We start from the raw sequence: 14,671 nt of genomic DNA, 5'->3' as shown, positions 1-14,671 counted from the left end.
TACTTCCTTCATGAATTTACTTAATTATTTTAATAGACGGAACAGACTTTAGGGTATATTATAAAGAGAAAGTTAGTGCAGTTATTAGGAAAGGGGTTAGACAATGGAAGCAGGTTATCAAAATACAAAAGTTAATCAAAGCTTTTACTTACAAGTGGACGATCAGCATAAGTTGTATGTCGAAGACTGTGGAAACACAAAAGGCCAGCCAGTTATTTTTCTACATGGAGGTCCTGGGAGTGAGATTACTCCAAGTTGCCGCTTATTTTTCGATCCTGAAAAATATCATATTATTTTATTTGACCAACGAGGGACTGGGAAGAGCAAGCCTTTTTTATCTACCGAGAATAATACACCTTTTGACAGCGTTCGCGATATGGAACTGATCCGTGAATACTACGGCTATGACAATTGGTTTGTTTTTGGGGGCTCTTACGGATCGACCTTGGCTTTGGTCTACGCCATTTTACATCCTGAACGGGTGGAACAATTGATACTAAGAGGGATCTTTCTCGGCCGTCAAGAAGAGATCGATTGGTTGTATGAAGGTGGGGCAGCAAAATTTTATCCCGAAGCTTACGAAAAATATCTGTCGTTCTTGAGTGATGAGGAGCAAAAAAATTGCGTCCATGCTTATTATCAAAAAATCCATCAGGGAGATAAAGAAGCTCATCAAGCGGCATGTAGGTATTGGACCAAGTGGGAATCTTCCTTGTTGACCTTATTGCCTCATTTTCCCGAAGAAAACCAACTTAGTCCAAGTGAAGAAGCAACAGCCGTTTTAGAATCGCATTACTTTGAAAATCATATGTTTTTTGAAGAAGATAATTATATTTTAAATAATGTTCATCGCTTTAATGATATCCCGATGGAAATTGTCCAAGGCCGGTATGATGTCATTTGCCCACCAAGTTCAGCCCATCAACTCCACCAAGCATGTCCAAAATCTAATTTACATCTGGTAGAAGCCAGTGGCCATAGCCCTTACGATCCTGAAATGTTAAAAACGATCGTTGCTATTATGGACCAATTAGCGGAATAAAAGAAAAAGCACTCCTCAAGATGACTTAGAAGGATAAGTGATCGTTGAAGGGTACTTTTCTATTTAATTAAAAAAGGGATTTGTTAATTTTTCTTCAGCAATGGTAGAAGCCCCGTAATGTCCTGGATAAACCAGGGTCTGGTCTGGTAGAGTAAACAATTTTTGTGGAATACTTTGCATAATCGCTTGACTATCTCCACCCGGAAAGTCGGTTCGACCGATCGTTCCTTTAAAGAGGGTATCACCAGTCATCATGAAAGGCTGGTCGTCATTATTAAAGAATAAGCAAGTACTTCCCTTAGTATGTCCCGGTGTATGGATAGGGGTAAAGTCAATACTTCCGATACTTTGTTTTTGGTCATCTTGATAGTAAGAATCAGCCGCTTGAAAAGTCAAGTGACCTAAACCAATAAAGGGACTCATATTATACATGGGGTCACTCAACCAAGGCGCCTCAGCTTGATTGATGTAAACCGGAATTTGATAGTATTGCCGGATATCGTCTAGGGCACCGATATGGTCACAATGACCATGAGTAATTAAGACAGCAAGGGGTTTTAGCTGTAGCTTTTGAATTTCCGCACGAATTTTGTCCGCTGAAGAACCGGGATCAATAATTAGAGCTTCTTGATTTTGCTCGTTATAGACTAGATAGGTATTAGCCTCCAACACCTCAGTAACGACTCGAGATACTATGAGCATAAGTTGACCTCCTGAATATATACTAAAAATAAAAATAAAGCCATAGTTGCTGGGAATCCAACAGCTATGGCATACAGAAGTGAATAATTTGTTAGTCTTCTTGTTGTTCTTTAACGAAATCAAGGAATTGATGGAAGAGCATATCTAAGAATTTATCTGTTCCTTCATCAGTCATGCGACCGGTTTCGTCAAATTTGTTAGCAGCTTGTCCCATTAAAAATTCTGCACCTGGGAAAACTCTAGCATATAAACCTGGAGAAGTGAAAATGTTACGTAAATTATCTTGGGCACGAACAGAACCTAGGGTACCTAATGAAGCCCCCACAATCATAACAGGTTTGTTTTGGAAAGGTTTACGAACACTTGATAACCATTCGATAACACTTTTTAGGGCTGCGGTAATAGCGTGGTCATATTCAGCTGTTGAAATAACAACGCCGTCAGCAGCTTCAATTTTGTCTGCTAATTCATTGACCACGTCAGGAACATCTTGCCCCATGTAATCTGCGTTAAATAGAGGGATTTCGTTAATTTCAGCAACTTCAAATTCAACTTCGTCACCGAATTTATTGGCCATATGTTCAATTAAAAGACGGTTATGAGACTTAGAAGCATTGTTACCAATAATACCGACAATTTTCAATTAAAAAAACTCCTTTCGCTAAGCCAGGGATTTCCTGTTTAACAATTTGATTATTTGATATTTAGCGTGATTAAAAAATTAAACGCTTTCTTAATTATTGTAAAATGAATTTGGCAAAATGTCTACACTATTGAGAAAATAAATAGAATATAATAGTTATGGATTATTTCTTATCTTCAGTCGCTTTTACTGTTATTATAGATATAACCTATATTTTAAAGGAGCTGGTAGAATGCGTTATTTTTATCTCATTTTAGGTTGGACTTCCTTCGCTCTAGGTGCCTTGGGAACCTTTATCCCTGTATTACCAACAACTCCATTCATGCTATTAGCAGCCTGGGCCTTTGCGCGTAGCTCTAAGCGCTTTGATCAATGGCTGAAAAGTACAAAAATCTACCAATATTATGGAGCAGATTTTGAAGATGGTGGTGGGATTCCTTTAAAAAAGAAAGCACAAATTATACTCATTACCTATACCGTAATGGCTATATCCATTTATTTTGTCCCACTTAAGCCTGTCAGATTACTAATTATTGTCATAGGTATAATATTTGGGTTATGGTTATTTTTCAAAATGCCTACCAAAAAAGAGTAAAGGCCTATTTAGCCTTTACTTTTATTCTTCTCATAGTAGCATCGACACTGTCATAATACACCGTTCCAAACTTAGCCAAATGTAGCATAAGTAAATATAACTGATAAAATTCTAAGCGGAATTCATAGCCTTCAGCCATGGGATAGAAGGCTTGATAGGATTGATAAAAATCCTGGTTAAATCCGCCAAAGACCATGGAGACCCCGATATCAAACTCCCGATCGCCGTAAAAAGGGGCAGGATCAAAGATAGCCGGTCGACCATCGCTTAAAAACATAAAATTACCTGACCATAAGTCGCCATGTAGGAGGGAAGGGTGACTCTTATGCTGGCTCAAGCTATCTATAATGATAGCGCGAATTTCTTGATAGGCATCACTTTCGGCCTTTTGCCATAGTTGGTGGTCCATCAGATAGTCATGGAGGGGGTCTAGCCTTTGTTGAATGAAAAAGTCAGACCAAGAGACATTCCAAGCATTTGAGAAGGTTAAGCTGGACCCTTGATAATCAAGGTCAAAGCCAAATTGACCCTTGTCGCTGTGGACATGGTGTAAGTTACTGATTAATTCAGCCAATCGCTTTTGGTCGCCTAAAAAGCCTTCATCAAGATAAGTCAAGAGCAGATAGGCGTCACCATTAATTTCGCCCTGACTGATCACTTTTGGTGCGGTGATACCTGCCTTTTCAAAGGCCTTAAGACCAGCAACCTCACTGTCATAAAAGGAAGCTGGTGTATTTTTTTGGACCAGGAGGAAGTAAGGACCATTACTACTATCGATGCGATAAGCATCGTTGACGTCTCCACCTGCAACAGGATGGAGCTTTTGAATGTCCTTCACTGGTAATTGACTGATCCATTGACGGTTAATTTTCGTCATTATTAGGACTCCTTTCGCTATATTTTATTCATAAATTAGTCGATAGTCTATATGATATTTAATTATGCTACTTGCTTTCATTTTTAGCAGCAAGTACCTTTTTATAGACCTCAAGAACGCCTTGATCATTGTTGCTTTGGCTGGTTGTATAGTTGGCGTAAGATTTGACCTGGTCAGTTGCGTTCTTCATGGCAAAGGAATGAGGGGTTAAGGAGAGCATTTCGGTATCGTTCCCACTATCACCAATAACGACTAATTCACGGGGAGAATAATTAAGTTTTTCCAGTAATTTTTCTAAGCCGTGACCCTTTGATTGGCCTTCCATAGTGATATCAATCCACTTTGCGCCACTAGGCATCACGGTATAAGGGCCGGAAATTTGCTCTTGATACTCTTTGAGGTAGTCTTTATTGTCATAATCAGGGAAGTAGGCAGTTACTTTATTCACTTCAGCTTCTACTTGACTTAAATCCTCAACAAATTCGATCTTTACATAGTCGCTAAAATCATCGTAGTAAGGTTTTGCTTGGTAATCAAAATAAGCCTTATCATTAGCAATTAGAGCGGGAATGCCTTTAGAAGCCTTTTTAATTAAACGAACTAAATTCCTATAACCAGCCTTGGAAATGGTTGAATTATAAACAGTCTCTTCCTGGTAGCTAACGAAGGTCCCACCAGAGCAGACTAAGGCCATTTCTTTTATCCGGTCTTTAAAGACTGCTTCTAAAGCATAATAAGGTTTCCCTGAAGCAATCCCAAAAATAATCCCTTGGTCCTGCAAGTCGTCCATATAGGAGCCAAGTTGCTTAGGCAATTTACCTTGGTCATTTAAGAGGGTGCCGTCCATGTCACTAGCAACTAATTTGATTTCTTCAAAGCTTTCAGTCATAATTTTTCCTTTCTTTTGCTTTCACTTAGATTCTTATTTACCTTAACTCTAGCACACAATGCCCTTAAAAAATATTCTTAGTCACTTTAAGTTAACTTCGCTAAACACATCAATAGGAATAAGCAGGGCTTTTAGCTATAATATCCCTTAGAGATTAAAGAAGAAAGAGGTTTTTAAATGGCCGATCGTACACCAGGACTAACTTATCAAGCCGTTTACAAAGGAATGAAATTATTATTAAAAGCTGAATCAGATATTGTAGTAGATATTGTTGGACACGGCGGAATCGGTAAGACGCAACTGGTACAAAATTTAGCCCGAGACTTGGGCTATGGGTTTTATGAAATGACCTGTTCCTTACTGCAACCGGGGGACTTAACCATGCCCATCCCCAAAGAGAACCGCATTGAATATTATCTCAACCCCCAAATTCAAGGGGCAGTGGATGAAGCCAAAGCAAACCCTGACCATAAGGTGATCTTATTTTTAGATGAATTTAACCGTCCCATCGCCATGGTTCAAAGCGAACTCATGAACTTGGTATTACAACGTCATCTAATGGGAATTCAGCTCCCTGATAATGTCATTATTATTACCGCAGAGAATCCTTCTAGCGATACAGAGGGGTTTGAAGGAAACGCTTATGCAACGAGTGCACGTGATTTAGCTATTAATGACCGGACCATGCGCATTCGGATGGGAGCTAATTTAGACCATTGGGTAGAGAGCTTTGCTGACCAGGAAAATGAGTCGGGGCAGGCTAACATTCATCCGCTAGTCAAGGACTATCTCCAAGCAGAAGGGCGTCAATATTTCATTGTTATTGATGAGACCCGTGATAAAAACCCAACTCCTCGTGCCTATGAACGTTTATCCCACTTGCTCTATGATTATGAAGCCATGGGGATTGATCCAACACAAATTGAAGATGATGACTTACTCGCCTTCTTAATTGAAGGGATCGACGGCTGTATTGGTGAAGAGGCCGGACAGGTCTTCTTGTCTTATCTAGAAAATCACCAAGGGGACTACATTAGTCCTAAAGAAATTATTGATTTAGATAGTCCGGATTTACCTGAATCAATTAAAGAACGTTTTTTAAAGATGCCTGCGATTAGGAAGAAAAGAATTATTCAAGATTTAACTCAATCGCTCTTGGACCATAAGAAGCACATCAAGGATCCGGATTTGCTTAGTCGCTATGTTGATTTATTTTTACTCGCTGACCCCGACTTAATCTATTCCTTAGTCACTCGCCTAATGCAAGCTGAAGCAGGGAGTGCTTTAGAAGAATTAAGAGCAGGACTAAGTGAAGACGAACGCTTTATCGATAAAGCTTATGCCATCACTATGGCTAGTGGATCAGATTTAGAAGATAATGACTAATATTTCCGGAACTAGAAAAAGAATAAAAGAGGTGAGAGCGATGAATCGAATGCAGAGCGAACCGACTCAGGAAGAAAAGGAAGATAAAATCCAGCAGTCAGATCTTCTTTATGATGATATCAATCAGCTCTTTCGTGAACTCAATTATGCCTTCATCATCTATATGAATTTCGGATGGTCGGAGGACTATGATAAATTTACTCAGTTAATGGATGAATTTATTGGTCTTTTATGTGCTAAACTCATGGCAAATCGTTCTTACCAAGGAGCTGGAGACGTTCTTTTTGCTGGAGTTTTATACCAGATGGACCGCAGGATGTCTGAAGACCTGGCAAAGCCTCTGAATGTCAGTGTTGAGGGAACTAGCTTAACCCTGTCAGTCAATCCGGTCTTGTTTTTCATGTACTATCAGGGCCCAAAGCAAATGTTAGCTGGCATCCGTCAAATTTGTTACCATATTATTTTTAATCATTTGACTGACTATGATTGGGCCTTCCTCAATGAAGAAGATGGCAAAATGATGAGCGTGGCCATGGATACTGAGGTCAATCAATACATCGATAACCTCCCAGACCACGCAGCTAGCCTTGAGGGCATGAGGAATTTGCTGTCTAAAAACTCCCTTAACGAGAAACAGGGTTCTTTATATTACTATCAAGAGTTGAAAGCTGCTCACGATGACCCCAAACACCATAGCCATGATCGGGTATGGTCAACCTTTGAGAAGATGAAGGGCAGTGGAGATATGAATGATACCTATAGTCAACTCAGCAAAAATTTTGATCCTGAAAAAGCTCGGGAATTGCGAATAGAGTCGGCAGAACAATTAAATGATGAAATGAAGAAAAATCATTCCATGCAGCCTGTTATTCCCCAGAGTAAGAATAATGACTTACACCGAAAAATTATCAACGGTATTGTACGTAGGGCTTATGAAAATATGGATGAAGAAATGCGTAAACACCTCAGTGGTAATATTAAAGAAAAAGTTCAAGTTCTCTTTAAGCAACGTTCTCTGAATTGGAAGGACATTATCATGCGCGGTTTAGGTCAAGCACCAATTCCCTATCGCTATTCCAAAAACCGGGTCAATCGCCGCCAACCCTATCGGATCGACCTACCGGGAAGAACTTTAGACACTGCCGCTCAATTAGTGGCCTTCATTGATACCAGTGCTTCGCAAAATGCCGAGGCTTTAGCATACAGCTTAGCAGAGCTTGCTAATATTAATAAAACTTTAGGGACTGATATTTGGGTGGTCCAAGTAGATACCCAGGTGGTCGGTGTTAATAAACTGGATCAAAGTAATGTTGACCAGTTTCAATTTGAGGGTCGGGGAGGAACCAGTTTTGCACCCGCCTTTGAATGGTTACACGACAATGGTTTTAATGATAGAAATTCAGTGTCTGTCTATTTTACTGATGGATACGGCGATGATGGCTTTGAGCGTTACGGTTATCAAAACATGTACTGGGTGCTGACAACAGCTGACCCTAAGGAGCCTTCGCCACTATCTACCGATAGCGGAGGAAAATTATTATACTTACGCCAAGATGAAAAATATAATCACCGGATAATTAAACAAAAGCATTAACGCTAGGCATAAAGGAGAGAGGGAAATTTGACATTAGGGTCAAGTAAAAAAAAGCAAGTCATCTTAAAAAGTCAATTCGGTCACTATCTGGAACTTGTAAAAACTATTAATTATGATGAGCTAGCGCAGGCAGGGATTAATATTGCATTCAATTTTAAAGGGATTAATGATGAAATTGCTTTCTACATGGTCATTCATGGCTATTTAGCTGCATTTGATAGTGACCGACAAAAGGAAACCTTGATACGTCAAGCCAATAATTATCGCCTAAATAATGATGTTACTGTAGAAGATCTGGACCAATTCCTCGAAGTGGTGTGGGATGACTACCAAGTTCGTATGGAAGCAAGTGATAGTGAAAATAAGTCAGATAACAATATCATTGCCCGGCACGGTAACAGCCAAAAACTTTGGAATCACTTTATGGCAGAAAATATCCCTGAACTGGAAAATAAACGCCAGCGCTATCTTTCCAGTCAAGAGTGGTAATGAAGCATATTATTTGTTCTTTATCAAATAAAAATGATATGATGAGAGTAGTTAAAGAGGAAAGGAGTTTTGCATATGTCAGATGAAAAAGTTGTTGTTAACATGCTTAATCAAAAAGGTGAAGATTCAGGTACCGCTACCTTTGAAGAAGGCGACGGTAAGGTAAAAGTTACTGTAGATTTTCACGGTTTACCAGAAGGTGAATTTGCAATGCACATTCACGAATATGGTGCTGCATCTCCAGAAGAAGAATTTGCTGATGCAAAAAGTCACTTCAACCCAACAGGTGTTGACCATGGTAAAAAATCAGAAAATGGTCCTCACTTAGGTGACTTACCAAACATTGAAGTTCCTGCTAGTGGTGACTTTAAAGGAGTCTACGAAATTGAAGGCCTTTCTCTAAAAGAGGATGCTAAATATTCCCTTCATAATGAAGGTAACGGGACAGCCCTAATTGTACACACTGGTGCAGATGACTATATTTCCCAACCTACAGGGGATGCTGGTGGTCGTCAATTAGGTGGCGTAATCTTCCCAGCTAAATAAGCGATTAAGTAGGTTATAGACACTGTGAGCTCATGGTTAGACCATGGGCTCTTTTTATTTTTAGCTAGATTTTATTCATTTTAAACTATTTTTTATGTAAGAATATCTAACCAATTTTTCCTTTTTATGGTATTATTAAAAAAATAAACGATTTTGAATAAGAATTTGTAACATAATAAAGGAGGCATTCTTATGCTGTTTACGGATGAGGAAAAATTACAAATTTTACGCGACGTATTAGCAATTGAAAGTGAAAATGATCAAGAGGCAGAAGTCGCTGAATATTTTAGCCGCTTACTGGCTAAGTATGGTATTGAGAGCGAAATTATTGAATACCAAGCTGGACGTTCTTCACTTATTGCCAATATCTATGGTAGTGAAGGTGGAGAAGGAAAGGTCTTGGTCTATTCAGGGCATTTTGATGTCGTATCTGCAGGCGACCATAGTGACTGGACCTATCCGCCTTTTGCTGGAGAGATTCATGATGGAAAAATCTATGGCAGGGGGACTTCAGATATGAAGTCTGGTTTGGTTGACTTGGTTTTGGCTGCCATTGAATTAAAGGAAGCCGGCGCCAATTTTAAAGGTTGCCTACGCTTAGCCCTAACGGTTGGTGAAGAAATTGGCATGTATGGGTCGAAACAATTAGTCGAAGCAGGTTATTTAGATGATGCAGATGGCTTTTTAATTGCAGAACCATCAGGAAGTGAGTCAGTGGTATATGCCCATAAAGGATCTATCCAATATGAAATTATTGCCCATGGGAAAACTGTTCACTCTTCCATGCCAGAAGTGGGGATTGATGCCTTGCAGTTAATGGTTGATTATATCAACTTAAGTAATCAACGTTTTGATGAAAACTTTAATACAGAATCTGCTTATAATGCTGACCTAGGGAAGACCCTAAATGTCAATACAGTGATCGAGGGCGGAACCCAGATCAATAGTGTGGCTGGTTTAGTAAAAATGAAAGCCAATACCCGAACAGTTCCTGAAGCGGGCAATGATTTAGTGTTATCGATAATTAATGACTGTATCGAAGAGCTAAATGCTAAGAGTGAGGGGTATTTAGAATTGAATCTTCTTCAAGACAATCCACCAGCAACCTCAACAGAAGATAATGATTTAATTAAAGCCATCCAATCCAGTGTCAGTCATGAATTAGAGCTGACCGTTACCGGTGGAGCAACAGATGCTTCTAATTTCGGTCAAATTGGTGAAGACTATGATTTAGCGGTTTATGGGCCAGGAGAACCCTCAGTCGCTCACCAAGAAAATGAATATGTTTCCTTAGATAAATTTTTAGCTTTCGTCGATATCTATAAAGAAACAGCCCTAAACTACCTTAAATAAAATACCTATCCTAGCGAAATGAAAGAGGACTGCCTATGAATGAAGAAGTTCACTACTTAGAAATTGCTAACAGCTCGATCGTTTTCATCCTGTGTGCCATAGTCATTTTAATTGTTAGCGTTCAAGCGATCTTGTTTATCAAGAAAGCCTATAATCGAGGTCTGGAATTGGGAATGACCAAGAAAACTTTAAAAAGAGCGATGACCAATAGTGCCATGCTATCTGTAGTTCCTTCCCTGCCTATTATCGTGATGATGCTAGCCTTATCTGTGCCTTTAGGAAAATACTTTCCTTGGCTTCGTCTATCGATTGTTGGTTCAGCTGGCTATGAGGGAATGGCGGCTAATATTGCTGCCCAAAGTCAAGGACTTACCGACATTTCAGACCCTAACCTAACAGCAGAAGTCTTCATTATTATTATGTTTGTGATGACTATTGGGATCATATGGGGGATACTATTTAACATCCTCTTTATGGGTAAGCTAGACCAAGTCTCCCAAAAAGCTAAGGAAGAAAGCCATAATACGAATATAGTCGCTTTAGTATCAGGCGCTTTATTTACGGCAATGTTGATTACTTTATCGACACCTTATGTATTTAATACGGAAAATATCTCATCCCTTGTGGCTTTTTTGGCCGCCGGACTGACTACTTTAATCATCGATTTCTTAGCAAAGCGCTTTGGCTGGACTAGCCTAAAAGATTATTCCCTACCCGTTGCTTTAATAGTAGGGATGGGAGCCGTCATCCTACAAGCACAAATAGTTTAAGGAGTTTAGCCTATGAATGATAAAAAAACACGCACTTCAAAAGAATTTTCTCAAGAAATCAATCGACTTGGTAAGCTCACCAGTATAATTGCCTTAATTGCCATGTTTATGGTACCGATAGGAACGGCTTATTGGTATGGAGTAGGTTTATCCTTTACTAAGGCTTTAGCAGCCGGGAGTAGTTTAATCGCTATTTTTCTACCCATGGCTGTGGTAGAGAACTTGTCCTTTTATCCCATTTTTGGTTCTGGAGCCATGTATTTGAGTTCTATTACCGGAAACATTACTAACATGAAAATGCCAGTTACAGTAGCCGGGCAAAAAATTGCTGGGGTCAGTCCAGGGAGCGAAAAAGGGGATGTGATTGCCATCATTTGTGTGGGGATCTCTTCACTGGTGACTATTGTGGTTTTAGCTGCTGGGGTATTTTTAATTGGCTCCTGGCTAGTGCCTATCTTAAACCATCCTGTCCTTAAACCGGGTTTTGACCATATTACGCCAGCCCTTTTTGGCGCCATAACAGTCCCTCAGTTACTGAATAATAAGAAGATAGCTATTGCCCCTTTAATTTTTACGGCCGCTTTATTCTTATTTTTAGGTCCTGCAGCCTATAGTCAATACCAATCTTATATCTTAATTTCTGCGATGGTAATTTCATTTGCGGTTGCTTACTTTTTAGATAAGAATAAGCAATCATAAGCTGATATGTCTTTATAAGCTTCTTGGCTTGCGACCATCCATAGCCAATAGATATCAAAAATATATCTGATAAGATAGGGTTTAATGATCATTAACCGAATTTTAATCAATGATTTGTTGACTTATCAAGCTTTTAACCAATCAATAGTGATCGATCTTTCGGTCCATCTTTCCAGAATGATGATAAAGTGATTTGCCTTTAGGGCAAAGACTTGCTATGCTATAAAACAAATAAATAAATTAACTGTGATGAGAAGAGTAGCTTATTCAAAGCGTTTACAGAAAATTAGTAGGGATGAGAGCTAATAACGATTGAATCAGTGAAGATGAACTCGGAGGTTTTAGAAGGTGCTGGCTTTCTAAACGGTAGCAACCGTTACTTTGCAACAATTGATAAAGATTGTATAAGTGACTCCACTAGAAATAGAGGAGTAATCAGGGTGGTACCACGGTTATCCCGTCCCTAGGAAAGATTATTGTTCCAGGGATGGGATTTTTTTATGACATCAATTAAAAATAAAAGGAGTGCTAATTATGTCAGAATTTACTCAGTTAAAACAATCACCATTTCGTTATGACCATGTGGGATCTTTTCTGCGTCCCCAAGAGCTCATTGAGGCAAGAGCGAAATTTGAAAATGGAGAAATTGAATATTCAGAACTTAAAACTTTAGAAGACCAAGCGATTATTGACCTGATCAAAAAGGAAGAAGCCGTTGGTTTAAAGACCATCACGGATGGTGAATTCCGCCGTAAAAGTTGGCATTTTGACTTCTTCTGGGGACTCAATGGCGTTGATCGTGTTGAAGTAGAAGCGGGAACTCAATTCTCCGGAGAACAAGTCTTTGCGGTAACCAGTCGAATTGTTGATAAAATAACTGGTGATAATCATCCCTTTGTGGATCATTTCAAATTTACCCAATCACATGCTTCTGATCATGTTGACGTTAAGCAAACTATTCCAGCACCAGCTCAATTCTTGCAAGAAGTTTTACGTGACTTTAATAAGGAATATACCCAGGCCATCTATAGCCAATTAGACGACTTATTAGCTGATATTACCCAAGCCTATAGCCAAGTCATTGAAGACCTCTACCAAGCAGGCTGTCGGACCGTTCAATTTGATGATTGTACTTGGGGACGTTTAGCTGGGGGTAAAGATTACGATGGTAGTGAATATAGCCAAGAAAAAAACGAAGAATTAAAAACCCTATATGTCCGCGTCAATAATGCAGTTATCGCAAATAAACCTTCCGATTTAAGAATAAATACCCATATCTGCAGGGGAAATTTCCGCTCAACTTGGTTTGCTTCAGGAGGTTATGACAGCGTACAAAGCCCCTTATTTGACCAAGAAAATGTCCATGCCTACTTCCTAGAGTATGACTCTGAGCGGGCAGGAACTTTTGAACCTCTAAAGACTGTATCTGATGACAAGCATGTCGTCTTAGGCTTAGTCACAACAAAGTCAGCTGAATTAGAAAGCAAAGACGACCTAATCAACCGGATTAAAGAAGCCAGTCAATATGTACCTTTAGATCATTTAAGTATTAGCCCTCAATGTGGCTTTTCTTCCAATGAAATTGGCAATAAAATCAGTGAAGAAGACCAATGGAAGAAAATAAAATTATTAATCGAAGTTGCTAAAGAAGTATGGGGCGAAGACGCCTAAGTTACCGCTCACCAAAATTTACTAAGCCTTAGTAATTACAACGATGCCTAAGAAGCTGAAGTTGATTGAAAAGTTGAAAGGGGTAATTGATTTACCACAGAAGAACTTTTTAGTCAATTTCAGCTTTTTGGATTATATAGGGATTTATCTGATAGAATTGTATTCTTTTTATTTTATTGATATATTAAAACTATGAAAAATATTCACAGGAATAATAATTCAAAAAGAAGGAGATTCTATGATTGAATTTGATCAGGTTGAGAAAATTTATCCTGGTAATGTCCAGGCCTTAAAGAAATCGTCCCTAACGATTAATGATGGTGAGTTTGTTTGTTTTATTGGGCGATCGGGTAGTGGGAAAACTACCGCACTCCGTATGATAAACCGGATGCATGACCCCAGTTCTGGGGCCATATTAATTAATGGACAAAAGACTACCGACCTTAACCCCGTTGATTTGAGGCGTAAAATTGGTTATGTCATCCAACAAATTGGACTCATGCCCCACATGACGATTTACGATAACATTGTTACCGTACCACGCTTACTCAAAGTAGATGAAGAAGAATGCAAAAGAATCGCCCATCGCTTATTAAAACGGGTGGAATTACCGGAAGATTTCCTTGACCGCTATCCTTCTGAACTATCAGGAGGACAGCAACAACGGGTGGGGGTTATCCGTGCTTTAGCTGCGAATCCAGAAATTGTTTTAATGGATGAACCCTTTGGAGCTTTGGATCCCATTACCAGGGATTCCTTACAAGAACTCGTCAAGGATTTACAAAGAGAATATGGGTCAACCTTTGTTTTTGTGACTCATGATATGGATGAGGCATTGGCTCTGGCTGACCGAATTGCTATTTGGCGGGATGGCGATTTGGTTCAATATGATACTCCAGATAATATTATTCAAAATCCAGCAGATGACTATGTCCGCGATTTCTTGGGAGAAGACCGTCTCATGCAGGCTCGGGCCAATATCATCACGGTTAAAGAAATTATGAACACAAATCCCTTAATGATTAGTTTGGGCAAATCGATTAGCGATGCTATTCGGGTTATGCGCAATAACCATGTCGATTCGCTATTTGTAATTGATGATTATCGCCATCTAATGGGAAGGATTAGCCTGGAAACCATTACTCATGAACAGTCCCGTGATGCCTCTGTCAGTGCGGTAATGGACCAAAGGACTTATCCAGTCCAAGAGGATGACTTGGTCCAAGATACCATGCAACGGATCCTAAAAGGAGCTTTGCCTAATATTCCAGTCGTCAATAGTGACCGGCAATTAACTGGTATTGTCACCCGCAGTGCTTTAGTTAACTTTGTTTACGATAGTGTCTGGGGCGATGATAGTGAAGAAGATTCTTCAGAAGAAGCAGTCACCAATCAAGAAGAGGGGACTGAATAAG

The 14,671-nt window shown here is 39.4% G+C and carries 15 protein-coding genes and 1 other annotated feature; of the genes, 11 read left to right on the top strand and 4 right to left on the bottom strand.

Annotation, left to right across the window (positions count from 1 at the left end):
* The first annotated feature begins 103 nt into the window (after positions 1-103).
* The gene (gene pip / locus DBT50_RS05025; RefSeq protein WP_070560142.1) at positions 104-1,042 is read left to right on the top strand and encodes a prolyl aminopeptidase; all 939 of its coding nucleotides are present in this window, start codon (positions 104-106) and stop codon (positions 1,040-1,042) included.
* A gap of 63 nt (positions 1,043-1,105) precedes the next feature.
* On the opposite strand, the gene DBT50_RS05020 is transcribed toward pip, so the two are convergent.
* Together DBT50_RS05020 and DBT50_RS05015 are read right to left on the bottom strand one after the other, a co-directional pair.
* Positions 1,106-1,744, bottom strand: coding sequence for an MBL fold metallo-hydrolase (locus tag DBT50_RS05020; protein ID WP_070560144.1), 639 nt, complete (start codon positions 1,742-1,744; stop codon positions 1,106-1,108).
* Between the two features lie 91 nt (positions 1,745-1,835).
* A complete protein-coding gene (locus DBT50_RS05015; protein WP_060778268.1) occupies positions 1,836-2,387 on the bottom strand; it encodes an NADPH-dependent FMN reductase in 552 nt (183 codons plus the stop codon).
* Positions 2,388-2,619: 232 nt separating this feature from the next.
* Between DBT50_RS05015 and DBT50_RS05010 the strand changes: the two genes are divergently transcribed.
* Positions 2,620-2,982 (top strand): YbaN family protein, encoded by a 363-nt coding sequence (locus DBT50_RS05010; protein ID WP_070560145.1) that lies wholly within the window; start codon positions 2,620-2,622, stop codon positions 2,980-2,982.
* A 4-nt stretch (positions 2,983-2,986) separates the two neighbouring features.
* Here DBT50_RS05010 and DBT50_RS05005 read toward each other — a convergent pair whose 3' ends face one another.
* Together DBT50_RS05005 and DBT50_RS05000 are read right to left on the bottom strand one after the other, a co-directional pair.
* Positions 2,987-3,859 carry a fructosamine kinase family protein gene (locus DBT50_RS05005; protein WP_083300514.1) on the bottom strand — a complete coding sequence of 291 codons (873 nt, stop codon included), beginning with the start codon at positions 3,857-3,859 and terminating at the stop codon, positions 2,987-2,989.
* Positions 3,860-3,926: 67 nt separating this feature from the next.
* Positions 3,927-4,748 carry an HAD family hydrolase gene (locus DBT50_RS05000; RefSeq protein WP_070560147.1) on the bottom strand — a complete coding sequence of 274 codons (822 nt, stop codon included), beginning with the start codon at positions 4,746-4,748 and terminating at the stop codon, positions 3,927-3,929.
* 177 nt (positions 4,749-4,925) lie between these two features.
* Here DBT50_RS05000 and DBT50_RS04995 point away from each other — a divergent pair, with 177 nt between their 5' ends.
* The 9 genes from DBT50_RS04995 (at position 4,926) to DBT50_RS04955 (ending at position 14,670) form a co-directional block, all read left to right on the top strand.
* On the top strand, positions 4,926-6,134 hold the full coding sequence (locus tag DBT50_RS04995) for an ATP-binding protein (protein ID WP_070560149.1): 1,209 nt from the start codon (positions 4,926-4,928) through the stop codon (positions 6,132-6,134).
* Positions 6,135-6,174: 40 nt separating this feature from the next.
* Positions 6,175-7,728, top strand: coding sequence for a vWA domain-containing protein (locus DBT50_RS04990; RefSeq protein ID WP_070560151.1), 1,554 nt, complete (start codon positions 6,175-6,177; stop codon positions 7,726-7,728).
* Positions 7,729-7,755: 27 nt separating this feature from the next.
* On the top strand, positions 7,756-8,217 hold the full coding sequence (locus DBT50_RS04985) for a hypothetical protein (RefSeq protein WP_070560153.1): 462 nt from the start codon (positions 7,756-7,758) through the stop codon (positions 8,215-8,217).
* A 75-nt stretch (positions 8,218-8,292) separates the two neighbouring features.
* On the top strand, positions 8,293-8,763 hold the full coding sequence (locus DBT50_RS04980) for a superoxide dismutase family protein (protein ID WP_013669735.1): 471 nt from the start codon (positions 8,293-8,295) through the stop codon (positions 8,761-8,763).
* Between the two features lie 192 nt (positions 8,764-8,955).
* Positions 8,956-10,116, top strand: coding sequence for an ArgE/DapE family deacylase (locus DBT50_RS04975; RefSeq protein WP_070560155.1), 1,161 nt, complete (start codon positions 8,956-8,958; stop codon positions 10,114-10,116).
* Between the two features lie 35 nt (positions 10,117-10,151).
* Positions 10,152-10,886 carry a DUF5058 family protein gene (locus tag DBT50_RS04970; protein ID WP_070560156.1) on the top strand — a complete coding sequence of 245 codons (735 nt, stop codon included), beginning with the start codon at positions 10,152-10,154 and terminating at the stop codon, positions 10,884-10,886.
* A gap of 12 nt (positions 10,887-10,898) precedes the next feature.
* The gene (locus tag DBT50_RS04965) at positions 10,899-11,585 is read left to right on the top strand and encodes a hypothetical protein (RefSeq protein WP_070560158.1); all 687 of its coding nucleotides are present in this window, start codon (positions 10,899-10,901) and stop codon (positions 11,583-11,585) included.
* Between the two features lie 237 nt (positions 11,586-11,822).
* Positions 11,823-12,053 (top strand) — a binding site (T-box leader).
* Between the two features lie 66 nt (positions 12,054-12,119).
* Positions 12,120-13,256 carry a 5-methyltetrahydropteroyltriglutamate--homocysteine S-methyltransferase gene (locus DBT50_RS04960; RefSeq protein ID WP_111853227.1) on the top strand — a complete coding sequence of 379 codons (1,137 nt, stop codon included), beginning with the start codon at positions 12,120-12,122 and terminating at the stop codon, positions 13,254-13,256.
* A gap of 238 nt (positions 13,257-13,494) precedes the next feature.
* A complete protein-coding gene (locus tag DBT50_RS04955) occupies positions 13,495-14,670 on the top strand; it encodes an ABC transporter ATP-binding protein (protein ID WP_111853226.1) in 1,176 nt (391 codons plus the stop codon).
* Position 14,671: the final 1 nt, after the last annotated feature.

The sequence above is a fragment of the Aerococcus tenax genome (assembly GCF_003286645.3).
GTDB lineage: Bacteria > Bacillota > Bacilli > Lactobacillales > Aerococcaceae > Aerococcus > Aerococcus tenax.
This window is presented reverse-complemented; position numbering and strand designations above follow the sequence as displayed.